The 23,758-nt window shown below is 42.5% G+C and carries 25 protein-coding genes; 18 read left to right on the forward strand and 7 right to left on the reverse strand.

The features are described from left to right. Positions 1–8 precede the first annotated feature (8 nt). From rpsA to RTP55_RS04145, 6 genes are all read left to right on the forward strand, one after another. A complete protein-coding gene (gene rpsA / locus RTP55_RS04120; protein ID WP_282849851.1) occupies positions 9–1,679 on the forward strand; it encodes a 30S ribosomal protein S1 in 1,671 nt (556 codons plus the stop codon). A 270-nt stretch (positions 1,680–1,949) separates the two neighbouring features. Continuing rightward, positions 1,950–2,246, forward strand: a complete 297-nt coding sequence (locus RTP55_RS04125) for an integration host factor subunit beta (protein ID WP_007116365.1) — start codon at positions 1,950–1,952, stop codon at positions 2,244–2,246. A 162-nt stretch (positions 2,247–2,408) separates the two neighbouring features. Further along, positions 2,409–2,768, forward strand: a complete 360-nt coding sequence (locus RTP55_RS04130) for a lipopolysaccharide assembly protein LapA domain-containing protein (protein WP_219330980.1) — start codon at positions 2,409–2,411, stop codon at positions 2,766–2,768. A 40-nt stretch (positions 2,769–2,808) separates the two neighbouring features. Continuing rightward, entirely contained in the window at positions 2,809–3,534 is a 726-nt protein-coding gene (gene pyrF, locus RTP55_RS04135; RefSeq protein WP_312384404.1) for an orotidine-5'-phosphate decarboxylase, read from the forward strand. A 17-nt stretch (positions 3,535–3,551) separates the two neighbouring features. Next, entirely contained in the window at positions 3,552–4,343 is a 792-nt protein-coding gene (locus RTP55_RS04140; protein ID WP_312384406.1) for a metallophosphoesterase, read from the forward strand. Between the two features lie 115 nt (positions 4,344–4,458). After that, positions 4,459–5,208, forward strand: a complete 750-nt coding sequence (locus RTP55_RS04145; protein WP_099807786.1) for a histidine phosphatase family protein — start codon at positions 4,459–4,461, stop codon at positions 5,206–5,208. Between the two features lie 92 nt (positions 5,209–5,300). On the opposite strand, the gene RTP55_RS04150 is transcribed toward RTP55_RS04145, so the two are convergent. The 3 genes from RTP55_RS04150 to RTP55_RS04160 all read right to left on the reverse strand — a co-directional run bounded on the left by RTP55_RS04150 (position 5,301) and on the right by RTP55_RS04160 (position 8,955). Beyond that, the gene (locus RTP55_RS04150) at positions 5,301–6,467 is read right to left on the reverse strand and encodes an acyl-CoA desaturase (RefSeq protein ID WP_050324109.1); all 1,167 of its coding nucleotides are present in this window, start codon (positions 6,465–6,467) and stop codon (positions 5,301–5,303) included. 205 nt (positions 6,468–6,672) lie between these two features. Then, positions 6,673–8,316 carry a sensor histidine kinase gene (locus RTP55_RS04155; protein ID WP_312384409.1) on the reverse strand — a complete coding sequence of 548 codons (1,644 nt, stop codon included), beginning with the start codon at positions 8,314–8,316 and terminating at the stop codon, positions 6,673–6,675. 3 nt (positions 8,317–8,319) lie between these two features. Next, positions 8,320–8,955 carry a response regulator gene (locus RTP55_RS04160; protein ID WP_050324504.1) on the reverse strand — a complete coding sequence of 212 codons (636 nt, stop codon included), beginning with the start codon at positions 8,953–8,955 and terminating at the stop codon, positions 8,320–8,322. Positions 8,956–9,302: 347 nt separating this feature from the next. Here RTP55_RS04160 and RTP55_RS04165 point away from each other — a divergent pair, with 347 nt between their 5' ends. From RTP55_RS04165 to radA, 12 genes are all read left to right on the forward strand, one after another. After that, a complete protein-coding gene (locus RTP55_RS04165; RefSeq protein ID WP_050324111.1) occupies positions 9,303–9,896 on the forward strand; it encodes a 6-pyruvoyl trahydropterin synthase family protein in 594 nt (197 codons plus the stop codon). Positions 9,897–9,971: 75 nt separating this feature from the next. Beyond that, positions 9,972–10,409, forward strand: coding sequence for a tRNA (adenosine(37)-N6)-threonylcarbamoyltransferase complex ATPase subunit type 1 TsaE (gene tsaE, locus RTP55_RS04170; RefSeq protein WP_050324505.1), 438 nt, complete (start codon positions 9,972–9,974; stop codon positions 10,407–10,409). Further along, positions 10,402–12,015, forward strand: a complete 1,614-nt coding sequence (gene mutL, locus RTP55_RS04175; protein WP_312384412.1) for a DNA mismatch repair endonuclease MutL — start codon at positions 10,402–10,404, stop codon at positions 12,013–12,015. The genes tsaE and mutL overlap by 8 nt, the downstream gene beginning before the upstream one ends. Before the next feature lie 27 nt (positions 12,016–12,042). After that, the gene (miaA, locus tag RTP55_RS04180) at positions 12,043–13,095 is read left to right on the forward strand and encodes a tRNA (adenosine(37)-N6)-dimethylallyltransferase MiaA (protein WP_312384415.1); all 1,053 of its coding nucleotides are present in this window, start codon (positions 12,043–12,045) and stop codon (positions 13,093–13,095) included. A 148-nt stretch (positions 13,096–13,243) separates the two neighbouring features. Further along, positions 13,244–13,789, forward strand: coding sequence for an RNA chaperone Hfq (gene hfq / locus RTP55_RS04185; RefSeq protein ID WP_312384418.1), 546 nt, complete (start codon positions 13,244–13,246; stop codon positions 13,787–13,789). Positions 13,790–14,144: 355 nt separating this feature from the next. Continuing rightward, on the forward strand, positions 14,145–15,113 hold the full coding sequence (locus RTP55_RS04190; protein WP_312384421.1) for a KpsF/GutQ family sugar-phosphate isomerase: 969 nt from the start codon (positions 14,145–14,147) through the stop codon (positions 15,111–15,113). Positions 15,114–15,170: 57 nt separating this feature from the next. After that, positions 15,171–15,695, forward strand: a complete 525-nt coding sequence (locus RTP55_RS04195; RefSeq protein ID WP_312113932.1) for a KdsC family phosphatase — start codon at positions 15,171–15,173, stop codon at positions 15,693–15,695. A gap of 177 nt (positions 15,696–15,872) precedes the next feature. Then, positions 15,873–16,445: an LPS export ABC transporter periplasmic protein LptC gene (lptC, locus tag RTP55_RS04200; protein ID WP_007975572.1), complete on the forward strand. Its 573-nt coding sequence runs from the start codon at positions 15,873–15,875 to the stop codon at positions 16,443–16,445. Positions 16,446–16,628: 183 nt separating this feature from the next. After that, on the forward strand, positions 16,629–17,138 hold the full coding sequence (gene lptA / locus RTP55_RS04205) for a lipopolysaccharide transport periplasmic protein LptA (protein ID WP_115304596.1): 510 nt from the start codon (positions 16,629–16,631) through the stop codon (positions 17,136–17,138). Between the two features lie 57 nt (positions 17,139–17,195). Continuing rightward, complete coding sequence (gene lptB, locus RTP55_RS04210) at positions 17,196–17,939, forward strand: LPS export ABC transporter ATP-binding protein (protein WP_312384424.1); 744 nt, start codon at positions 17,196–17,198, stop codon at positions 17,937–17,939. 38 nt (positions 17,940–17,977) lie between these two features. Continuing rightward, complete coding sequence (locus RTP55_RS04215; protein ID WP_312384427.1) at positions 17,978–18,412, forward strand: PACE efflux transporter; 435 nt, start codon at positions 17,978–17,980, stop codon at positions 18,410–18,412. Positions 18,413–18,596: 184 nt separating this feature from the next. After that, positions 18,597–19,994 (forward strand): DNA repair protein RadA, encoded by a 1,398-nt coding sequence (gene radA / locus RTP55_RS04220; RefSeq protein WP_138019017.1) that lies wholly within the window; start codon positions 18,597–18,599, stop codon positions 19,992–19,994. Between the two features lie 77 nt (positions 19,995–20,071). Here the strand turns inward: radA and RTP55_RS04225 are convergent, their stop codons facing one another. The 4 genes from RTP55_RS04225 to RTP55_RS04240 all read right to left on the reverse strand — a co-directional run bounded on the left by RTP55_RS04225 (position 20,072) and on the right by RTP55_RS04240 (position 23,572). Further along, entirely contained in the window at positions 20,072–20,404 is a 333-nt protein-coding gene (locus RTP55_RS04225; RefSeq protein ID WP_007116343.1) for a hypothetical protein, read from the reverse strand. Between the two features lie 227 nt (positions 20,405–20,631). Continuing rightward, complete coding sequence (locus RTP55_RS04230) at positions 20,632–21,426, reverse strand: ABC transporter ATP-binding protein (protein ID WP_036593505.1); 795 nt, start codon at positions 21,424–21,426, stop codon at positions 20,632–20,634. Between the two features lie 67 nt (positions 21,427–21,493). Next, complete coding sequence (locus RTP55_RS04235) at positions 21,494–22,399, reverse strand: ABC transporter permease (RefSeq protein ID WP_050324121.1); 906 nt, start codon at positions 22,397–22,399, stop codon at positions 21,494–21,496. 180 nt (positions 22,400–22,579) lie between these two features. After that, positions 22,580–23,572: an ABC transporter substrate-binding protein gene (locus RTP55_RS04240; protein WP_409418414.1), complete on the reverse strand. Its 993-nt coding sequence runs from the start codon at positions 23,570–23,572 to the stop codon at positions 22,580–22,582. Positions 23,573–23,758: the final 186 nt, after the last annotated feature.

Below are 23,758 nucleotides of genomic sequence, written 5' to 3' on the forward strand. Positions count from 1 at the left end.
ATTTTATGATGGAATCATTTGCTGAACTGTTTGAAGCAAGCCAAGTACTTGACGTAGAACGCGGTGCAGTTATCGCAGGTACCGTAGTTGCGATTGATAGCGACTGGATTACCGTAGATACGGGTCTAAAATCAGAAGGTATCGTTGCGCGTTCAGAATTTTTGAATGAACAAGGCGAGCTTGAAGTAGCAGTTGGCGACCAAGTTCAAGTCGTTGTAGATGCGGTTGACAATGGTATGGGTCAAACCCTATTGTCACGTGAAAAAGCAAAACGTGCTGAAACTTGGAACGTACTTGAAAAACTTTATGAGAACAATGAGATCGTAACCGGTCTTATCTCTGGTAAAGTTAAAGGTGGTTTCACGGTTGATATCGGTTCAGTACGTGCGTTCTTACCAGGTTCATTGGTGGACACTCGCCCAGTACGCGATACTGCGCACTTAGAAGGCAAAGAGCTAGAATTTAAAGTCATCAAACTGGATCAAAAACGCAACAACGTCGTTGTTAGCCGCCGCGCTGTGATGGAATCTGAAAACTCAGCAGAGCGCGAAGCACTACTATCTAACCTTGAAGAAGGTCAAGAAGTGGTCGGCGTGGTGAAAAACTTGACTGATTACGGTGCATTCGTAGACCTAGGTGGTATCGATGGTCTATTACACATCACAGATATGGCATGGCGCCGTATCAAGCACCCATCAGAAGTGGTTGAAGTGGGTCAAGAATTAAAAGTTAAAGTATTAAAATTTGACCGCGAACGTAACCGTGTCAGCTTAGGTCTAAAACAATTAGGCACTGACCCATGGCAAGACGTTCTTAACAACTATCCAAAAGGTACTAACGTTAAAGCACGTGTAACTAACCTGACTGATTATGGTTGTTTTGCTGAAATCGCTGATGGTATCGAAGGCTTGGTACACGTTTCTGAAATGGATCATACCAACAAAAACATTCATCCTTCAAAAGTGGTACAAATCGGTGACGAGATCATGGTTCAAATCCTTGATATCGATGAAGATCGTCGTCGTATCAGCCTAGGTATCAAACAAACCATGCCAAACCCATGGGAAGAGTTTGATAAGAACCATCAAAAAGGTGACAAAGTATCTGGTACTATCAAATCAATCACTGACTTCGGTATCTTTATCGGTCTAGAAGGTGGTATTGATGGTCTAGTTCACTTATCAGACCTTTCTTGGACTGAAAGTGGTGAAGAAGCGATTCGTAACTACAATAAAGGTGATACCGTTGAAGCGGTCATCTTGTCTGTAGACGCAGAAGCTAACCGTATCAGCTTAGGTATCAAACAACTTAACAGTGACCCATTCAACGAATACCTAGTATCAAATGATCGTGGTGCGGTAGTGAAAGGGGTAGTGACTGACGTTGATGCCAAAGGCGCTAAAGTAAAACTAGCTGACGATGTAGAAGGCTACTTACGTGCGTCAGAAATCCAACAGGACAAAGTAGATGATGCGACCACTGTACTGAATGTCGGTGATGAAGTTGAAGCGAAAATTGTCAGCGTTGACCGCAAAACTCGCGGTATCAACCTATCCGTTCGTGCAAAAGACGAAGCAGAGCAACGTGATGCTATTAAAGCATTAAGTTCAAATGCTGCGGCAGATGCACAACCAAAAACGATTGGTGACTTAATCAAAGAGCAACAACAAAACCAATAATCGGTTTTGTGAGCAATAAAAAAAGCGACTAACTTAGTCGCTTTTTTTATTCTTGCCTTTTAGGTAACAAAATGAAAGATTTAGTCTAAAAAAAGACGACGAATTTAGTGCGGTTTTGTTATAATATGCGAAGAAAAGTAATGAAATGTAATTTTTCATTATTAGAATTGTTATTAGATTGTTGGATGAAATTGGACTGTAACGAAGTTTTTAAAACAATCATTCTGTAATTTAGATTACGACAGTTACGTTTAGCGTGTTAGGGGTAGTATGGAAAAAGTGTTAAACAAATCTGATTTGATCACTAGATTATCAAGTGAATGTGAGAATATACCAGAAAAAACCATTGAGGAAGCCACCAAGCAAATCATTGATTTGATGGTCGATACCTTATCTCAAAACGGACGTGTCGAAGTACGCGGTTTTGGTAGTTTTAGTTTGCATCATCGTGAGCCACGTGTGGCGCGCAACCCTAAAACAGGCGAGAAAGTTACCGTGAAAGCAACGGCGATACCCCATTTTAAACCTGGCAAAGCATTGCGAGAGGCAGTCAATCATCATCGTTAGTTGCGGTTTTTGAGTCATTTAACGTTATTGAACTAGCGATATGGTTTAACATATGATTGATCAAAAAAGAGTGGACAAAAAATCCACTCTTTTTTTTGAATTATCTGTAATAATAGTGGCATTCAAAAATGTAGATTAATTAAAATAACCAAGGAGGAAACTATGCGTTACCTGTTAGCGATTTTGTTGTTCGTGGTCGTTGGTTATTCATTGATGCTGGTATTGGTGAATAACAACCAAGTCGAAGTAAATTTACTGTTTAGCCAAGTGCCACAAATGAGTTTAGGGTTACTGCTGATTATTAGCATTGTTTTAGGGGTCATCGCGGGACTATTGATGGGGTTGATTTTATTTCGTGTGTTACAGATGAAACTGGAAAATCAGCGCTTATCTAAAGAGTTAAAGCAAACCCAAGAAAAATTGATGCAAACGCAGCATAATTATGAACAGCATTTAGCGCAAACCAGCAATGCAACGATTGCACCTACAGTAGCCAACCCTAATTTACCACCCGTACGATAATCAATGCATACTATCGAGTTAAAAAAAGAGTCAGTTTGTTATGAATCAAGTGGCAGCACCGCAAGCAACATCACTCATCAAGTCACCCATTATCGTGGCATTGGATAACATGGATGACCGTCAGGCATTAAGCTTGGCAGATAAGTTAGACCCTACCTTGTGCCGGGTGAAAGTTGGTAAAGAGCTGTTTACCAAATATGGTAATAGCTTAGTGGCATCCTTACATCGGCGTGATTTTGAAGTGTTTTTGGATTTAAAATTTCATGATATCCCCAATACCACCGCGCAGGCGGTATTAGCGGCGGCTGATTTGGGGGTGTGGATGGTGAATGTCCATGCCAGTGCGGGGCGTACCGCCATGCAAACGGTGAAAGCGCGTTTATCAGCGCAAAACTACCAAACCTTAGTGATTGCGGTGACGGTGCTGACCTCTATGTCACAGCAAGATTTGGCTGAGGTGGGCATCACCGACTCAGTAGAAAATCATGTCAAGCGATTAGCATTATTGACGCAGCAGTCAGGGCTTGATGGGGTAGTTTGCTCTGCGCAAGAAGCCAATATGCTTAAACAGCTTTGCGGCAAGGATTTTCTGTTAGTCACGCCAGGTATCAGGCTGCCAGAAGATGCCAGTAATGACCAAACCCGCATTTGCACGCCCAAAGATGCCATAGCAAATGGGTCTGATTATTTGGTCATTGGGCGGTCAATTACGGCAGCAGCGGATCCCACCGCCAAACTGCAATATATCTTGGATACGTTAAAATAACCCATTTCGAGTCATGTATGCCAGTACGTTTTCAAGTGTTAAGTGATTTACATATTGATAGCTATGCAAGAAGGGATTTGCCCATTGGTGAAATCCCTTACACAAACGCCGATGCTATTTTAGTAGCGGGCGACACATCCAATGGGCTTTTGGGCATCGAATGGCTCATCGGCGAATCAAAGCGACTTGAGAAACCAATTTTTGTGATTGTGGGCAATCATGAGTATTTTGGTCATAATATTCTTACTCTCGATGAGCAGATAAAAGCATTGACGCAAAATACGCAAGTGCATTTTTTACAATGCGCGAGCTTTGAATTTATGGGTGTCAGAATTATTGGTACAACGCTTTGGACGGATTATCAATATCAACCACAAGATAATACGTTGGAGATTGCTCAGCAGTTTATGCGCGATTATCGCGAGATTTATTATGATAACCGACTGTTAACGCCCCAAGATACTGTATCTATTCATCAGCGGCAGCGGGCATGGTTGCAAAACGCCTTAAAACAAAGCGAAAAAGATGGTATGCCTACCGTGGTTATGACACATCATAGTATTAGCCCATTATCTATCGCGCCAAAATATGCCAATTTTCCCAGTAATGCGGGATTTGTCGTTGATTTGGGCGAATGGCTACAGAGCGATTTTGCGCCTGATATTTGGCTGCATGGACATACCCATGAAGCGTTTGATTATCAGCAAGGTCATACACGTGTTATTGTCAATCCCAGAGCCTACCCCAATGAAATCAGTAGTACGGGTGTAGTTTTTGACTGGCATAAAGTTGTTGAAGTCATGGTATGATTGGCACGTTTGCCCCAGTAATATCCCATTTAATCGCTTAAATGTTTTGACCTCATCAATTTATAGTATCAATTTATGGTGCAAAGATAAAAAGATATAAGGAATGCGTAGTTAAATGTCTAATTCAATCAACACCATGCCTGCTCATTTACCGCCCAGTATGATTGACTCGGTTAAGCTACTGCCAAAAAATGAGCGATTAATCTTATTTACCCGTCATTCATTGCGCGAAATGTCAGATAAAAATGGCTTTGCCAGTTATGCATTACCACTGACACCAAAAGGCAGAGTGTTGGCGGAGTCTTGGGGGCGTTGGTTGGCTGCCAACTTAGATTACTCGATGGATGTAGATAGCATCAGTAGCCCGATACAACGTTGTATTGATACCGCAGTTTTAATGCAAGCAGGTGCTGGCATCTCTAGAAATGTGTCGCACCAATCGCTGTTGGTAGAGCCGGGTAGTTTGGTCGTGGACCATGAAGAAGTGAGTAAGGTATTCAAACAAATTGGTGCGCTAAACTTTATCAATCGTTTTTTGGCGGGCGACATGGCAGGGATTAAAGCGCCACATAAAGGCGGTTTGGATTTATTAGCGCTTTTATTTCAGCATCAGCCAAAGCACGGGCATTTATTACTGGCGGTTAGTCATGATACGCTATTGTCAGCGTTTTTAGCGGTGATGATGGGCGTGGGTGAAATTAGCTGGGATGATTGGCCAAAAATGATGGAAGGGGTGTTTTTGTGGTTTGATGATAAACCCTTTAGTGATGCAAAAGTACATTTTATTTGGCGTGGACAGTGCTATGAACGCCGATTGATTGAATTGTTAGACCCATTTTCACCCTCTTATCCGTTACAAGACTAATCGGTACCCAACAAAACCATAAAAATAATAAAGGTAGGACTTTATCCTACCTTTTTTGACACAGTCAACCTTTAAACATTTTCATGTTTTAATCAAACATGTTTGCCTTTTAAATGATTAACCAAATTTTCAATTTGTTGAGCATGATTGCGAAGTTTATCCTCGATGCCACTAAACTGGTCTTTTAGCTTATCATCAACTTCATGAATACGCTGGGCGAACTCATTTTTTTTCATCTCAATGGCTTGCGTTTTTAACGCTTGCCATTCTGCAATCGTTTGTTTAAAGGCTTGTTGTTCACTGTTTAAACGATCTTTTATCACTTGAAAGTCGCTGGTTAAATTCCCTGAAAAAGTCGCAACTTTTTTCTCAGCACGTTTGAATGCCATTTCTGTTTGTGCATGCTGAATGGTAACGTCAGGGACACGTTTTAAATCCCAAGTCAAACCGATTTTTGACAAGCCATAAATAATCCATTTGCTAGGATCATATTGCCACCATTTTACCCCATTGCGATAGTCATATTGGAAAAAGTGGTGGTAGTTATGGTAGCCTTCGCCCCAAGTGAAAATCGCCAGAATCGGATTATCACGCGCGGTATTGGTATCGGTATAAGGACGGGTACCAAACATATGGCAAAGCGAGTTGATAAAGAAAGTAAAATGATGGCTTAACACCAAACGCAGTAGTCCTGCGAGTACTAAGGTACCTGCAACATCACCCACCATCCAACCAAACAGCGCTGGCAAGCCAATATTGGCTAATAAAATCCACAGGGCATAATATTTATCTTGCGCCACTAACACAGGATCAGCTTTTAAATCCGGGATATTTTTGTAGTCATAATGGCCGCTTGGGTAGTTTTTGAGCATCCACCCGATATGTGAAAACCAAAAGCCACGCTTGGCAGAGTAGGGGTCTTGATAGATATCATCGACGTGGCGGTGGTGCAAACGGTGTCCTGCACACCAGTCAAATACTGAGCCCTGAACAGCTAAGGTGCCGCCAATCAGAAAGAACCATTTGACAATCGGATGCGCTTGGTAAGTACGATGTGACCATAAACGGTGATAACCGACGGTAATACTTAACCCATTCCAAGCCATAAAGAATGCGAAAATTGCCCAAACTTGCCAACTGACGCTATGTGTCCACAAGTAATAAGGTACAATCAATAAAGCCGCCAAAGGCGTGCTAATTAAGACAAACGCAGGGATCCAATTGATGGGCGCGTTTTCAAAAGATTGAGGTTGTGCCATAGAGATAAATGTCCTGAGGATGATCAAAATACGACATGTATTTTTTTAATCATTGACGCTATATTGTACTGAAAAAATGGAAAAAAGTGAACACATATACACTCAAGTTGCCAACAATTTTTGCTAAAGTGATATCGATAAACTTACTGTAATATGAATGCTTTAGCCAAAAAATTCAATTAAAAATTTTAGCTACAAAGATATTTTAGACGGATGGTAAAGTTTTGGTTTGACAAATCATCCGAAAGCAAGTTTGCCCCTCACTTCGTACATATTCTAGATTGGCATAATTTGCCTGGCAGAAGGCCTGCGACAAATAAAGCCCCAGACCCGTGCCCTGACTATCGGTGGTAAAAAACGGATTAAATAAATACTGAATATTTTCTTTGGCAACGCCGTGACCCGTGTCTATCACATCGATATGGATAGATTTGCCAAATTCATATACTTCAAGGGTGACAAAGCCGTGGGGCTCGGTTTTGCTACTAAAACGCAGCCCGTTATTGATGAGGTTGACCAAAATCTGTGCTAGCTGATAGTTATCAAACATAAAGCCTTCATCCGTACGGCAGTGCAGAAAAATATCATGGCCGCTAAAGTTTTCTTGTATAAAATCGTTTAGCCAAGTTTTGGGTTCAATATAAACAAAATTAGGGCGCTGCTGACGAGATAATTTCAGCACATCTTCGATGATTTTATTGACCCGAATGGTTTGGTGATAAATCATCTCATATAGCAAGATATTATCATCGGATAAGCCGCTGTCAGCCTCATTAACTTCCTCCATTAATAATTGACTGGCTTGGCTAATAGTTGCCAGTGGGTTACGAATCTCATGGGCAATACTGGCGGATAATTGCCCTAGTGACGCAAGTTTTAGCTGCTGTGCACGGCTAAACTCATGGCGTAAATCTTCAATAAAAATAATGGCATATTGCTGTCTTAATTGGGTGATACGAAGTCGCAAGTCATTAAAACTTTGGTTATTAGGCTCAATGCCAACGGCTAAAGGTGTACTAGCGGTCGGTACATCGAGCCGCACTATTAAAGTTGCTTCAGGCTCCTCGATGATGGGTGCAAGTCTTGCAGCTAATAGGGGGGAAATATCTGGCAAATTAAAATTATCAAGTGTCTTTGGCAGATGTAGTTGGTCGATTGCGGTATCATTGGCGATAAAAATTTCTAAATCGTGGGATAATACCACCACGCCTTGGTCAATGATTTGCACGATTTTATTATTGATGGCATTTAGCGCATTGACTTCATTGACTTGGCGCTCAGAGAGCCGCTCAATTTGTTTAAGCCGTTTGGATAACGTATAACTTAAATAAGCCACCCCGATAAAGCTAATCGCCATTGAAGCCACGTTATTGACTAGCGCGTAGTTCACATCGCTTTTTAGGGTTTGATAAAACTGCTGATAAATAACCAGCGTGATGGCAAAAATAGTGAGCAAAATAGCTTGGTTGGAGCGCACCAACATAAAGGCCGCCGCGACTTGCACCAAAAACAACAAAATGACTTGTAAGTCATTACCACCGCTAAAATACAACAAAGTAGTGAGTACTAGCGCATCAACAGTTAGTCCGACCATCAACAGCGGATTTTTAGGATAAAAGTAATACAAAGTAAATAAAGCAATACTAAAGAAAAAATAGAAAAAGGTAGGAAAAAGATTAATCAATACCCAATAGTCATGCTGGGCATTTTTTAGTGCCAACATAAAACTAAAGGAAAAAAAGATAGCAATAATAATACGGTAACCATTGTAGACGTTACCGATTTTTTTGGTTTTATCGTGGGTACTTGGCTTGTCAAATAGCGATGAAAACGCAGGATTGGTAATCATGGTTTAGGGTTGAATCAAACCGTGACGCATAGCCAAATGGGTAAGTTTGACATCACTGTCGATATTAAGCTTTTCAAAAATACGATAACGGTAGGTATTGACTGTTTTGACACTCACAAACAACTGATCGGCGATTTGCTGTGGACTTTTGCAATTGACCACCATCATCGCCACCTGCATTTCTCGCTCACTTAGCGCATCAAATGGCGACTCTGAATTGTCAGTGAATAAAATATCAGCAAGCTGCTCGGCAACATCGGCGCTAAAATAACGCCCGCCTTGGTGGACTTTTTTGATGCCTTTAATCATCTCATCAAGCGGTGTCCCTTTGGTGATATAGCCACTCACCCCTGCTTTGATGAGCATGGATGGGTAGGGCTGCTGAACCAAAGAGCTGACCGCCAAAATTTTGGTATTTTTATCGGTTTGCAGCAAGCGCTTGGTGACTTCTAATCCGTCAATGGTAGGCATATTGACATCAAGTAACACCACATCGGGTTTTAATTGTTTGGTTTTAATAATCGCGGTTTCACCATCAGCAGCTTCACCAATTACATCAATATCCGGGCTATCTGACAGCATCCGTACGATACCCATTCGGACTAAATCATGATCGTCAACGACCAATACTCTAATCATCATTTTTTATCTCCACCGTGCTTATCTTTATGCCAACAAAATTTTGTATCAATAACACTTTATATTAACAAGACTTTATATCAACAAAAATTTATATAAAAAAGAGTCAGCTAAAAAAACTCATTTTTCAACAATAACTGTCTATCCCCAAGTTTTTATATTAGCACAGTTAGCGATTTAAGACGTGAGTTACTGTCTTAAATATGACGAGATTTTTTGTTCATGTTACGGGTAAATTTAGGTAGGCAAATTTGGGCACATGACGAAAATTCGCTTAACTTGCCCAATAGCTTTATAATAGTCAGCATTCAAACCCTTATTACTGCTAAAAAAATGCGAATCCCATTATGAGAATTAGAAAGCTGTTTAAATTTGAAAATGCCCATATCGTGCGCAATTGTAGCTCCGATCGCTGTAAGTACTCGATTCATGGGCATAGTTACCAAATCGAGCTGATTTTAGAAGCGCACCGCCTCGATCACGGGCAAATGGTGTATGATTTTGGGCTGTTAAAATCATCGATCAAAGACATCATTGATAGTTTCGATCATGCTATTTGTTTTTGGGATAAAGATGACCCCGACTATATTAACGCCTGTAAAAAATTTAGCGCGCGCTGGATTAGTTTGCCTGTTTCGCCCTCGGCAGAGCAGTTTAGCCGCGTGGTGTTTTTTTGGGCAAGAGAAATCTTAAAACAAACCCAAATGCAAAACGGCGAAACCGATGTCAAAGTGTATTCCGTCATCGCCCACGAAACAGCGACAGGCTATGCCCAATGCTTTGAAGACGATGTCGATAATGCCCAAATGGGCGCGTTGACGCTGGGTGATTTTGAATTTAGCGAGCAAGTAAAAGCCGAATGGCATGACCCAAACATGTATGACAAATTAAAAAAAGGCGAGAAATTTGTCAATCCGACAGTGGTTTTACAAGTTGACTAAGCTGTTGGTATCTGACGGGGTTGTTGTAACGATTTTTGATTCAGGACAAACATGGGGCAAGCTGGAAAAATCGACATGAATAAAACTATCCTCCTAAAATCCGAAACCGCCACCCAAGCCTTCGCCAAAGAGCTTGCCGAGATGAATTTAACCGGTAGCGTGTGGCTGTCGGGTGATTTGGGTGCGGGCAAGACCACGCTTACCCGCTATTGGCTACAGGCAATGGGGCATACAGGCGCGGTAAAAAGTCCGACTTTTACCCTGGTTGAACCTTATCGTATTACGCAGGACGATGGTACAATTAAGCCGGTTTACCATGCCGATTTATACCGTCTCAATGATCCTGAAGAATTGGAATTTATCGGTTTTTATGAATATCAAGATGAGCAAAATAGTTTGGTGATTATTGAGTGGGCGAGTCGTGCAGCAGGCTATTTGACGCCGCCCAATGCCACCATTGATATCAAACGCCTAGATGACGAACAACGAGAAGTGACGATAAGTTTTGCCTGAAAACCGTATTCATAAATTATCCCCACTGCTTATTAACCAAATCGCCGCTGGCGAGGTAGTGACGCGCCCTGCTTCTGTGGTCAAAGAACTGATTGAAAATGCGATCGATGCCAACGCTACTCATATTCGAATCGATATTGAGCAAGGCGGGCTTGGGTTGATTCAAATTAGTGACAACGGCATGGGAATTCATCCTGATGACATGACGCTTGCAGTCACTCGCCATGCCACCAGTAAACTTGCTAATGTCAATGAGTTGGTTGGTATTCATAGTTTAGGCTTTCGCGGTGAGGCACTAGCGAGCATTGCGGCGATATCGCATCTGACATTAACCAGTAGTCACAATGACAGCGGTATAGGGCAACAGCTGAGCGTGAGCGGTAGTGAGGTAAGCCAAGCTACTATTCGTCCTATCGTAAAACATCGCGGCACGTGTGTCAGCGTTCGCGATTTGTACTTCAATGTGCCAGGCAGACGCTCGCACCTAAAAAGTATCGCCACAGAATTTGCCCATATTGAACAAGTCGTGCAGCGATTAGCGATTAGTTTTGCCGATGTGCAGATTGAATTATATCATCAAGACAAATTGCGTTTTAGCTTAACGCAGTCAGCCCAAGCCCCTCACCAAAATTTAGAGGGTGCTGCATTGCCTTTTTTGCCCGCGTTTAGTTTGGCGCGGCTTGAACAAGCGTTAAATTTGCCATTGGCTGACATTGCACAGCCATTTTATTTATCGCTGCAAGGTTTACAAGCACAGGCAGAGGATTTAAGTGCCAAAGTCACCGGCTGGTTTTTTATCGCCCATAAAAATAATCTGCCAAAACTGATTTATATCAATCATCGTTTGGTCAGTGATTTGGCGATTAGTCAGGCCATACAAAAAGTGGGTCGCAAGCTAGGGATTGGCATCGATAATTCGCTACAAATGGGCTATGCGTTGTCTTTTGAGCTGCCTGCCGAGTGGATAAATGTTAATATTCACCCGAGTAAACAACAAGTCAAAATCCAACCATTGACCAATATATTAGCTTGGTTGTCTCAGCATATGCTAGAGCAATTGCCGCCTAAAATGATGGAGCTAAACACCCTGCAACGAAAAGCTTGCATGACAAATACTGATGACAGTAACGTCGATAAATTTCAAAACTTGCCTGCGGGTAAAGCTACGTCCATTCAGTATATAAAGCCTAATGACAAACCCACCAATCACATAACTCACGTTGCCGAAAATCAGTCGCTTTATCAGCTGGGAATCCAGATGGGAAATCAGCTAGCAATAAAGGGTGCTGTCGATAGGGTAACGGATAGCGACTCGATACAGCTAGTAACCTTATTTGAAAACAAGCATGAATTTGAAAACAAGCATGAATTTGAAAGACAGCATCAATGTGAAAACCAGCATCAAACTTTTGCTTTAATTTTTTGGCAAGGATATTTTTATCTGATTGATTTACAATATCATCATATAGACAGTGATGATAAAGCCTATGTTCAATCTTATTTGAATCAAGCTGATTTTACCCACATTGCTGATAATGCCATTCGAGTCAGTGAAACTGACATGCTACAATGGCTGCTGTCGCATTCGCATTTACCTAATCGCTAGCAACCTTAACAATCCCCAGAATAAGCTATGATAACAGCCGATAAACAAGACGTGATTTGCCTTATAGCACCTACTGCCAGTGGTAAAACAGCGTTGGCGTATGAACTTTACGAAACAGGCAAATATCGTCTTATTTCGGTAGATTCTGCCTTGATTTATCGGGATATGAATATCGGTACCGCCAAACCGACACGTGAAGAATTGGTACACTATCCACATGCCCTCGTTGACATCATCAGTCCTGAGCAAAGCTACAGCGTTGCCCAGTTTGTCAACGATGTGGACTATCATATCAATCTTGCTCATCAGCAAAATAAAACAGCTGTGCTGGTGGGTGGAACCATGATGTACTATATGGCACTGATTCAAGGTATTAATGATATCCCAGCAACCTTGCCTGAGATTCGCCAACAAGTCACCCAATTGATTGCCGAGCAGGGGATTGAACAGCTACACGCTTATTTAACCCAGGTAGATCCTATCCTTGCTAAGCAACTTAAAACCACAGACACCCAAAGAATTGGCAGAGCGGTCGAAATCTATCTGCAAACAGGTAAGCCATTAAGCGCTTGGCAAAACCAGCCAGCTAGGGCATTGGCCGACAATCCACATCAGCATTGGCAGATTTTAGCCGTGATGCCAGATCGTGATTGGTTACACAAGCGCATCGCACTTCGGTTAGATATCATGTGGCAACAAGGCTTTTTGCAGGAAGTGATTGCCCTGCGACAACAATATCACCTCACGGCTGATCTGCCATCCATGCGCTGCGTTGGCTACCGGCAAGCTTGGGATTTTTTAGAAAAAATACAAAATACAACAGTGTTTACATATGATAATAATGAAGAAAATTTTCATGATGATGTGGCGCGTTTTTTACTAAACACGCACAGCTCCCCAATTCAAGATTATAGACAAACTATGCAAAATGAGGCATTATATGCTACAAGACAGTTAGCAAAACGCCAATATACATGGATGCGTAAGCTGGTTAGCACACAACAATTGGTTGAGCGTTTTGATATCAGACCCTTGGCAACTATTGATCAAGCAAGAAATTTGCTAATAAAAACAAGTTAACAGCAGTGACATGCTTGGGTGATACTATTTGAGTGCTTATCTAATATGGTGATTCGACAATCCATATTAAGCTAATAAGGTATAATTAAAAATTCGTTTAAAAATATAATAATTTAACCAACTTTCTGTTTATTTCTGGGAGAAACCTATGTCAAAAGGTCAAACACTACAAGACCCTTTCTTAAACTCTTTACGTAAAGACCGTATTCCAGTGTCTATTTTTTTAGTCAATGGCATCAAACTTCAAGGTCAAATCGAATCTTTCGATCAATATGTGGTATTACTCAAAAACACCGTCAGTCAAATGGTCTACAAACACGCCATTTCAACGGTGGTACCTGCCCGTAATCCCCGTTCAGCTACGCCAATGCCAGGGGCAAGTGGATACGGCCAATCTAGCCAACTGGGCTTTGGTCAAACAGGCGGTTTTGAGCCACAAGGCTATGGCGCAAATCGCACAGGGTTTGCTAATCGTGGTGGTTTTGGTGACCGCGGTTTTGATGGCGGCGGTTATGACAATGACCCACGTGGCTACCCGCAGGAGCGTACAGGATTTGCGCAAGCACCGTATGATCGCAGTGGTTTTGCTGATCGTGGTTTTGATAGCGGCTACGACAATATGAATTTTGAGCCTACCAAAGACGATGCCAATTTTGACGATGATGCAAACGGCAATGGTGAAGACAAGTATTAATTTTTAAATTCCAAACATGATATTACGTGGCGAACCCTATCAGTGTTCGCCATTTTTTATAGCTTTTATAGCTTATCATTTATAGTGTATTTGGAACTGATTTAGCAATGCGTAGATTGTTAATATAAATTCGATGAAATGTTGTCAAAATATGTATTTTCGGACTTATCCCGTGAATATTGGCTGAAATTACGCTATGATAATCAGACTTTAAAAAATTTTAAATTTTTAGCTTTAAAGATTGTTTATGCTAACTATTAAACGCCCGAATAAGCGGATAGCGATAACCGCGTAAAGATAAGTGCCCAAAAAAAGCGCACCAACAGCCATTTTGAAAAATTAGTGAGGAATTATCTTGGATGCATCGGTTGATTATGTAAAGCATGCCAAAGACGCTATCAAAACAGAACAACATGCTTTAGATTTGCTGATTGAACAGCTAGATGAACGATTTGTGACCGCTTGCCATTTGATCGAAAACTGTCAGGGGCGTGTGGTGGTGACAGGCATGGGTAAGTCAGGGCTTATTGGTCGCAAAATTGCAGCGACTTTTGCCTCAACGGGAACGCCGTCTTTTTTTATGCATCCTGGTGAAGCAGGTCATGGCGACTTAGGCATGTTGGTCAAAGGCGATGTGTTAATTGGCATCTCAAACTCAGGTGAGTCAGATGAAATCCGCACGTTACTGCCTGTGGTAAAAAAACTGGGCATTCCGCTCATTAGTATCAGCCGTGACAAACGCGGTATTTTGCCAAGATCTGCCGATGTAGCTTTGACTTTAGGGGCATCTGAAGAAGCATGTCCCCTTGGTTTGGCACCGACATCAAGTACCACAGCTACTTTGGCGCTAGGAGATGCGTTAGCGGTGGCATTGGTGCATAGTAAGCATTTTACCTCAGAAGATTTTGCTCTATCGCACCCTGCGGGGGCATTGGGTCGCAAATTATTGACCCAAGTGAAGGACTTAATGCATGTAAATAACCTGCCAACTATTGATGAGCATTCGACGCTTAACGAAGCCTTATTTAGCATGACGGGTGGTAGACTGGGGATGACGGTGATTACCAATGCGAACAATCAAGTCGTGGGCGTATTTACCGATGGTGACTTGCGCCGTAGCTTAGCGCGCCAATTGGGGCTTGATACGCAGATTAGTGAGGTGATGTCAACCAATCCAAAGTCCGTCAATCCTGATGTTCGTGCGTCTGATGCGCTCACATTAATGAACGAACAAAAGATAAATCAGCTATTAATCATTAATGATGATAAGACTTTGGCGGGTATTTTGACCTTGCACGAGTTACTGCATGCGGGTGTGAATTAATAGGCTTAAAATAACTACTTTTAAAGTAACTAGGCTTACAATAATAAGGATAAAGTCATGCAAAGTCTGCTCACTAAAGCAAAAAACGTTAAACTATTGGTTATGGATGTGGATGGTGTATTGTCCGATGGAAAAATTATCTATGATGCCAACACGGTTGAAACCAAAAGCTTTAATGTTCAAGATGGCTTTGGTATTCAGCGTATTCACCAAGCAGGGATTCAAACTGCCATTATAACCGGTCGTACTAGCGACATTGTCACTCATCGTGCCAAAGAATTAAAAATCACCCATCTCGTGCAAGGGCGGGAAGACAAATTGACGGCGCTCAATGAATTGTTAGCTAATATTGGTATCTCGCTAGTAGAATGTGCTTATATCGGTGATGATTGGCCAGATATCAAAGCCTTACAATCCGTCGGGTTTGCTGTAGCCGTGGCAAATGCCAATGGCGAAGTCATCAAACGGGTCGATATGGTTACCACACGCTCAGGCGGACAAGGGGCAGTTCGTGAGTTATGTGATTTGATATTAAAAGCAACGGGTCATTACGATGATATTTTGGCCAGTTATGTGATTTAGGTTATATAACTTGGTTTAAGGGACTTATGCTAAGGGATTTGTTCTAAGTGATTTTTTTGAAAGTGATTTATTTTAAGTGATTTAGTTTAAGCAATTTGTTTTAAGTGATTTGCGTATGCGGTTTAGTGTGGTAACGTCCGTTTTTATCAAATTTTTTGGCAATGTTAGGTGGCAATCGTGTCAACAAAAACGCTATTTATTTTAGGCTTACTATTTATTATCGTATCGGCCTATTTTTATGCGCAAAACGATGCTCGCTTGACCCAAGTGTCACTCAAACCGACCGATATTGATTACCAAGCAGAGCAAATTAAAGCATTACAAACGACCGAAACAGGTAGTGTTGGCTATCAGTTAACAGCGGCGCAGGTAACCCATTACCAAAATGCCAATACCGCCGTGATGTCCAAGCCGCAGATTGTTATCCGTCCAAAAAATGAGCGTGAAGTAACTTTAGTGGCTGACCAAGCGCAATTGGATGAAAATAAGCAGATTGCCAAACTGATAGGTAACGTGACCTTAACTAGCGTTCCGTTGCTCACCCAAAATACCAGTATGTTGAATTTGCCTGTTAAAATGATAGGTAAAAACTTTGTCGGTGATTTGGTCAATAATACAGTGATGACTAATGAACCGCTGACCTTTATCCATGGGAATAATCGGTTTGATGCCAAACAATTTAGTGGTGACTTGGCAACGGGTGATTACGGTTTTGGACAAGTGAGTGTGATGATTCAACCTGCACAGTAGCTAACCCTATCTCTATGGAGTAGAGTGGCTACTGTTAAGACAGCAACTCAGTTGCGATGTTGACGGGACTTAAGTGAGTATCAAAAATCTTTAACTTCGGTGCTAATTTAATCTATATTGTTGATTTTAAAATTTTTATATAAAAGGTTTAACATGATTGTGGTGAAGACTCGACAATTAATAATGGCTGGCGGTGTGTTAGTTGCTGGCATGCTTGCGGCATCGAACGTGGCAAACGCCCTGCCATCAGACGCCAATGAGCCGATTCGGTTGTTGGCAGATAAAGCGACGTACAGTGAGCGCTCTGGGGTGACAAGCTATACAGGCAACGTTACCATTACCCAAGGCACGCTCAAAATGGCTGCGGATAATTTAACCGTCAATTTGACGCCAACCCGTGCTATTGAAAGTGCAGTCGCAACCGGGCGTCCTGCCACTATCCAACAAATTGTGACACAAGAGAAGGGTTTGGCGAAAGGTCAGGCAAATCGAATTGACTACAATGTCAAAACAGGGCTCGTCACCCTCACGGGTAATGCGCGCTTGACCCAAAATGGCGGTAGTTTTTCTGGCAATGTTATCCATTACAGTCTAAAAGTGGGTGATATTGAGGCAAAAGCAGGGAATAACCAACGTGTTGAGCTGGTATTTCCGCCACAAGCGAGCAACCGTGTTGGCGTTCGCAATCGCTAGTATTGTTTAACTTGCTTTCGCTTTGTTCATTGCCATTGTTTAGTTCTAGGATTTATTATGTCGCAACCGCAATCCAACCAGTCTCTGATCATGCAGCACCTTGCCAAACGCTATGGCAAGCGTTGGGTGGTTAAAGACGTGTCTTTTTCGGTAGAACAAGGGCAAGTGGTTGGGTTACTCGGTCCAAATGGGGCGGGTAAGACTACCAGCTTTTATATGGTCGTCGGTCTAGTCAATATGGACAAAGGGCAAATACAGCTCGGCAATCAAGATTTGTCGGCATTGTCCATGCACGAGCGCGCCGCATCAGGCATTGGCTACTTACCACAAGAAGCGTCAATTTTTCGCAAATTAACCGTTGAAGAAAATATTTTATCGATTTTGCAGACTCGCACAGATTTGGATAAAGCGGGGCAGCAGCAGCAACTTGAGCAGCTGATTGGGGAATTTAATTTGGGTCATGTGCGCCACTCATTAGGAATGAGCGTGTCTGGTGGTGAGCGCAGACGCTGTGAGATTGCCCGCAGCCTTGCCTCAAATCCCAAGTTTATTTTGCTTGACGAGCCTTTTGCAGGGGTTGACCCGATTTCGGTAGGCGATATCAAAGAGGTGATTATTAAGCTCAAACAGCGCGGCATCGGCGTGCTCATCACCGATCACAACGTGCGTGAGACTTTGGCTATCTGTGAACATGCTTATATTGTCAGTGAAGGACAAATTATTGCGGCAGGCACGCCAGAGCATATTTTAGACAATGAGTTGGTACGTAAGGTCTACTTGGGTGAAAACTTCATGGTCTAGCAAGCAGGGTTTAGTAAGATGGTTACAAGCAAAACGTGATGACCACCAAAGCACGCATCTGGCAAGCGATTTTATTTGAGACAATCGCCATACTGCTATCATTAGGCTGGGTAAAATTACTCAGCTTTTTTGGCTTTACGGATAGTGAATCACAGCCTAACTCAAGTATATTGGCGCTGCTGATTGGCATTTCATTTATCGCCATGATTTGGACATTTATTTATAACTTATTGTTTGATAAATTTTTTACCGGTGAAAAACTGGCTCGACCGCTATGGCTAAGGGTACTGCATATAGTGGGGTTTGAAAGTGGCTTGTTGGGCTTTACCTTACCACTGGTAATGTGGGTGATGAATATTGGACTGTGGCAGGCGTTTATGCTCGATATTTCGTTGACCTTACTTATTTTGGTATATGGGTTTATTTTTTACTGGATTTATGACCTAGTCGCCCATAAATATAGTCGCAAATAACAGCAATCTTGCGGGTCAAAATTTGTGTGTCAAACATAGCTCGCTATCCCTAATTTCATTGCATTAATGTCATCGTATTAATTTCATTGCATAGTTTATACCTCTCACCACCACCAATACGCTTTAAGTTTTTTTATTTTAAATTTTTCTTTATTTTTAAATTTTTCATTGCAAATTGGACTCTATGGCAAAATCAAAATCATCCTACGTGTGCCAACAGTGTGGCGCAAATTTCGGCAAATGGTCGGGACAGTGTGCCGAATGTGGCGCATGGAATAGCCTTGTCGAAGCGCCGACGGTCAGCATGCCACATCATAAACCTGTCACCAAAAAAGCCAGCAACTACGCGGGCGAACAATCGAGCGTCATGCCACTTAATGCCGTGCCTATGTCGCTCGATACTAGGCTACCAACGGGTGTTGGTGAGTTTGATCGGGTGTTAGGCGGTGGCTTGGTGGCAGGTTCTGTGGTGCTGATTGGGGGTGATCCGGGTATTGGCAAATCAACTATCTTGCTACAGACGGCGATTCACATGGCAGAAAATCAAAGTCTCGCCGGAAGTGCACTGTATATTACGGGTGAAGAATCGTTGTCACAGGTGGCGATGCGGGCTAGTCGTTTGGGGCTACCCAATAACAACTTAAAAGTATTGGCAGAAACCAATGTTGAAATGATTTGCCAGGCCTTGACCCAAGAGCAACCAGCCGTCGCCATCATTGACTCAATTCAGACTTTGTTTACCGAAGCTATCCAATCCGCACCAGGCGGGGTCAGTCAAATTCGTGAATCAGCGGCGATTCTGACGCGCTATGCCAAGCAAACGGGTACAGCGTTATTTTTGGTCGGGCATGTGACCAAAGAAGGGGCGCTGGCAGGCCCTCGCGTGCTAGAACATATGGTGGATGCGGTACTGTATTTTGAAGGGCAATCGGACAGCCGTTTTCGAATGATTCGTGCGGTAAAAAATCGTTTTGGTGCCGTCAACGAGTTGGGCATTTTTGCCATGACGGACGCAGGACTCAAAGAAGTGGCAAATCCATCGGCGATATTTTTAAGTCGTTATGATAAACCGATTGCAGGCTCAGTGGTCATGGTTAGCCGTGAAGGTACCAGACCGCTACTGGTTGAAGTACAAGCGCTAGTGGATGAATCGCAAGGACAACCTAGGCGCATGGCACTAGGTTTAGATTATCAGCGCTTAGCTATGTTGCTGGCAGTCATGCACCGTCATGGCGGTATCCAAACCAATGGGCAAGATGTGTATGTCAATGTGGTAGGCGGGGTTAAGGTGCTTGAAACAGGTTCAGATTTGGCGGTTTTATTGGCCTGTGCGTCTAGCATCAAGGAAAAGCCTTTACCTTATACCCTAGCGGTATTTGGTGAGGTAGGCCTATCGGGTGAAATCAGACCTGTGCCCAATGGTCAAGAGCGTCTAAAAGAAGCGGTAAAACATGGCTTTACCCATGCGATTGTACCCAAAGCCAATGCCCCCAAAACGCAATTAGAGCAATATCAAGGTCTCAAAATCATCGCGGTTGAGCGATTAGATGATGCGATTGATAGCGCCTTTAATTCTCTATAAATAAAGGAATCATCTATAAATAAAAGACATAAAAAAAGCTGAAAAGTAATGTTTCAGCTTTTTTATAATTGACTTTTTTATTCTGCATCAGCCGCAAAATTAAAGTATTTGGATTGACTGCCAATGATTTTTTCAACCGCTTCAATCACTTCATCCACCACATCATCATATACCCCATAGTGAAGTTCATTGCGAAACGAGGTAAACGGACTTTTACGTAGACCTGAACGCACTTCGGTAATACCACTTTTATGGTAAATAAAATCAACTTTACCATTGGTGTTTAGTACACAGCTTAACCGTCCATCTTTTACCATCATATCGACGCGCTCTGGCATAAAGATGTATTCATTGACATTTAACGTTTTGTCTTCGACAGCTTTCGTAACAAGTGATTTTAAATCAAACATAGTGACCTCAAAGGATATTGTTTTTTATAATTAAAATTGAGAAAAATAGCAGTATTGGCACTGCTTGCTTATCCAGTGTTATTATGAAGAATTAATTTATCACTGTGTGTAAAAAAATGGATAACTTATGTTATCCATCTTCATCATGTTAAGTGCTAGGGTTTATTTAACTTATTCTATTTAACCCATCTTATTTAACCCATCTTATTTGATTGGGCCCAGTTAAGTTAGCTCAAAATTAAGCTGTCATCTTCTACCACTTCGCCGCGGGTGCGTTCAAACATATTGAGTAAATCATGGACAGTCATGCCTTTGCGTTCATCGCCTGATACGTCTAGTACCACTTGCCCTTGGTGTAGCATGACGGTGCGCGTGCCATGATTGAGCGCTTGCTGCATGGAGTGAGTGACCATCATGGTAGTGAGATTGTTTTCTTGCACGATTTTATCGGTTAGTTCCAAGACGAAAGCGGCGGTTTTTGGGTCAAGGGCAGCCGTGTGTTCATCAAGTAGTAAAATTTTTGATGGCTGCAGGGATGCCATTAATAGGCTAACCGCTTGGCGTTGCCCGCCTGATAACAAACCCATACGGTCAGTGAGTCGATTTTCTAACCCTAATTTTAAAATTGCCAGTTTTTCACGGAAAATTTCACGGTTTTTGTGATTCAATGCGCCTTTTAAAAAACGCGATTCGCCACGCTTGTAAGCAAGTGCCATGTTTTCTTCAATGGTTAAGGCTTCACAAGTACCTGCCATTGGGTCTTGAAAAACGCGTGCTACCCAGTGTGCCCGTTGGTGGGCGGATTTTTTGGTCACGTCAATATTGTTTAAGGTAATTTTGCCGCTATCGACCCGAATCGTGCCAGCGACGGCATTTAAAAACGTCGACTTACCTGCGCCGTTGGTACCAATGACCGTGACAAATTCACCCGCCTCAATACGCAGGCTGATACCACGTAAGGCAGGGTTTTCAATGGGCGTACCAGGATTGAAGGTCAATCGTAGGTTGTCTGCGTTCATCATAAGGCATTGTCCTTTTGCTTTATAAGTTGTTAAGTGCCAAAGTTAAAATCAACTATTTGATACCAAGTTAAGCGGCATGCTTATGGCGATTGCTTAAAATTTTTGATTTGATTTTTGGTAGGATTAAAGCAATCACCACCAGCAGTGCGGTGACCAAGTTAACATCTTGAGGACCAAAACCAATCGCACGTAAGGTATCATTTGACAACGCAATTTGGATAAAGAATTTATAAAGAATCGCCCCGACAATAGCAGATAGGGTAATCCACAGCATCTTTTTGGCAGGGATGATGGTTTCACCAATGATAACGGCAGCGAGACCAATCACAATGGTACCAACACCAATGGAAATATCGGCACCGCCTTGGGTTTGCACAAAAATCGCACCAGCAAGCGCAATCAGCCCGTTAGAAATCGCCATACCTAACAAAATGCTACGAGAGGTAGCAATCCCTTGAGCTTGTGACATTCTAAGGTTAGAGCCAGTTGCTCGCATCGCCAAGCCCATCTCAGTGCTAAAGAACCAATCCAAGAAAAACTTGGCAGCAATCACCACACCACCAATCACCACACAGCGCATCCAATAGCCGTTACTATCAGTCACCAGTTCGCCAAATATCGTTGGCTCACCGAGCAACGCCAAGTTTGGCGCTTGCATAATACGTAAATTGACGGCATACAGCGCGACCATCACTAAAATACTGGAGAGCAGCTGTAAAATACCAAGTTTGACATGTAGCCAAGCCGTTACTAAACCTGCAACACCCCCAGCAAGCATACCAAAGATACAAGCCAGCCAAGGGTTGACATCCGCGATGATTGCCACGCCTGCGACAGCACCGCCTAAGGGAAAACTACCATCCGCGGTCAAATCTGGAAAATCTAACACCCGAAATGAAATGTATACGCCCAAAGCCACTAACGCATAGATTAGACCACTTTCTAGGGCACCAAATAAAGCAAGTAACGACATAACTGTTCACACAAAAAAGTAAAGACCGCTTGTTAATTCAACAAGCAGTCAGGTGTTAAGGTAAACCAAGTGGCGTTAAGCGTAATGCGACTAAAGTAAAAATACGCGCTTTGAAACTTTAGTTGCCACTGGGAAATCAAATTTGCAATCACATTAAAACAGCTAAAACTAACGAATGATTTATTGTTTAGCTTTTGGCGCAGGTTCTACTTGGGCTGCCTGACTAATTAACTCTTGTGGCAGCGTAATACCGACTTCTTGCGCGTGTTTTGGACTAAGGTATAAGTCAAGCTTATTCATAGTGATAGGCTTGATGGTACCTGGTTTCTCGCCTTTTAGGACGCGTCCAACGATTTTACCTGTTTCGATGCCTAAGTCTTTGTAGTTTATACCCATTGCTGCGACTGCACCACGTGCAACGGAGTCAGTATCGGACGCCACTAGGGGTACTTTGATTTCTTTAGCCGCTTGGTAAAGCGACTCATAAGCGGATACCACGTTGTTGTCAAGTGAGGTATAGATGAGCTGAACTTTACCTTGTAGACCGCGAGTGGCTTGGGGAATATCGGTAGTGCGCTGTGCAGGTGCCGCAACGATGTTGATACCCATCGGTTTAAATTTTGTTTCAAGCTCTTTGAGTACTACCGTTGAGTTGACTTCCCCTGGGCTGTATACATAGCCGACTGATTTGAGATTTGGTACGACTTTTTTCATCAGCTCAATCTGTGGCTCAAGTGGCAACATGTCTGATGCGCCTGTCACGTTGGTGCCAGATGCTTCCCAAGATTTTATCAGTTTCGCTTCGACAGGGTCGGTAACCGCAGAGAAAATAACAGGAATTGAGTTGGTCGCTGCAATGACGGATTGCGCCGATGGGGTAGCAATAGCAACGATGGCATCGGGTTTATCCGCAGCAAATTGTTTGGCAATTTGACCGGCAGTCGCCGTATTGCCTTGGGCTGATTGGAAATTTACTTTTAGGTTTTGACCTTCTTTAAAGCCTTCGTTGCCCAGCTCTTCAATCACACCTTGACGGACGGCATCTAATGCTGGGTGCTCAACGATTGCCGTGATAGCGACAGACTTGGTATCGCCTGACGCAGCTGTCGTTGCGCTTGCTGTGCTTGCGCTACTGGCATCAGCTGTTTTATTGTTAGATTGGCTACAGCCCATCAGGCTTGCCATACAAATTCCACCTAGCATCATTGCTTTGGTCAAACGAGAAACACCAAATGTAGCGTTCAACATATATCACTCCAAAAATCCATCCATAGGGTAACAATTAAAAAGGTAAATCTTAAAAAAGGAAAATCTTACACTTCAATAACAATATCATACAGCATTGTTAAACATTATTTA

The organism is Moraxella sp. CTOTU47579 (assembly GCF_032004885.1).
GTDB lineage: Bacteria > Pseudomonadota > Gammaproteobacteria > Pseudomonadales > Moraxellaceae > Faucicola > Faucicola tetraodonis.

Coding starts and splice junctions, on each gene's coding strand:
- rpsA (WP_282849851.1), top strand. CDS start 9: ATGGAATCATTTGCTGAACTGTTTGAAGCAAGCCAAGTACTTGACGTA.
- RTP55_RS04125 (WP_007116365.1), top strand. CDS start 1,950: ATGGAAAAAGTGTTAAACAAATCTGATTTGATCACTAGATTATCAAGT.
- RTP55_RS04130 (WP_219330980.1), top strand. CDS start 2,409: ATGCGTTACCTGTTAGCGATTTTGTTGTTCGTGGTCGTTGGTTATTCA.
- pyrF (WP_312384404.1), top strand. CDS start 2,809: ATGAATCAAGTGGCAGCACCGCAAGCAACATCACTCATCAAGTCACCC.
- RTP55_RS04140 (WP_312384406.1), top strand. CDS start 3,552: ATGCCAGTACGTTTTCAAGTGTTAAGTGATTTACATATTGATAGCTAT.
- RTP55_RS04145 (WP_099807786.1), top strand. CDS start 4,459: ATGTCTAATTCAATCAACACCATGCCTGCTCATTTACCGCCCAGTATG.
- RTP55_RS04150 (WP_050324109.1), bottom strand. CDS start 6,467: ATGGCACAACCTCAATCTTTTGAAAACGCGCCCATCAATTGGATCCCT.
- RTP55_RS04155 (WP_312384409.1), bottom strand. CDS start 8,316: ATGATTACCAATCCTGCGTTTTCATCGCTATTTGACAAGCCAAGTACC.
- RTP55_RS04160 (WP_050324504.1), bottom strand. CDS start 8,955: ATGATTAGAGTATTGGTCGTTGACGATCATGATTTAGTCCGAATGGGT.
- RTP55_RS04165 (WP_050324111.1), top strand. CDS start 9,303: ATGAGAATTAGAAAGCTGTTTAAATTTGAAAATGCCCATATCGTGCGC.
- tsaE (WP_050324505.1), top strand. CDS start 9,972: ATGAATAAAACTATCCTCCTAAAATCCGAAACCGCCACCCAAGCCTTC.
- miaA (WP_312384415.1), top strand. CDS start 12,043: ATGATAACAGCCGATAAACAAGACGTGATTTGCCTTATAGCACCTACT.
- hfq (WP_312384418.1), top strand. CDS start 13,244: ATGTCAAAAGGTCAAACACTACAAGACCCTTTCTTAAACTCTTTACGT.
- RTP55_RS04195 (WP_312113932.1), top strand. CDS start 15,171: ATGCAAAGTCTGCTCACTAAAGCAAAAAACGTTAAACTATTGGTTATG.
- lptA (WP_115304596.1), top strand. CDS start 16,629: ATGGCTGGCGGTGTGTTAGTTGCTGGCATGCTTGCGGCATCGAACGTG.
- lptB (WP_312384424.1), top strand. CDS start 17,196: ATGTCGCAACCGCAATCCAACCAGTCTCTGATCATGCAGCACCTTGCC.
- RTP55_RS04215 (WP_312384427.1), top strand. CDS start 17,978: ATGACCACCAAAGCACGCATCTGGCAAGCGATTTTATTTGAGACAATC.
- radA (WP_138019017.1), top strand. CDS start 18,597: ATGGCAAAATCAAAATCATCCTACGTGTGCCAACAGTGTGGCGCAAAT.
- RTP55_RS04225 (WP_007116343.1), bottom strand. CDS start 20,404: ATGTTTGATTTAAAATCACTTGTTACGAAAGCTGTCGAAGACAAAACG.
- RTP55_RS04230 (WP_036593505.1), bottom strand. CDS start 21,426: ATGATGAACGCAGACAACCTACGATTGACCTTCAATCCTGGTACGCCC.
- RTP55_RS04235 (WP_050324121.1), bottom strand. CDS start 22,399: ATGTCGTTACTTGCTTTATTTGGTGCCCTAGAAAGTGGTCTAATCTAT.
- RTP55_RS04240 (WP_409418414.1), bottom strand. CDS start 23,572: ATGGGCTGTAGCCAATCTAACAATAAAACAGCTGATGCCAGTAGCGCA.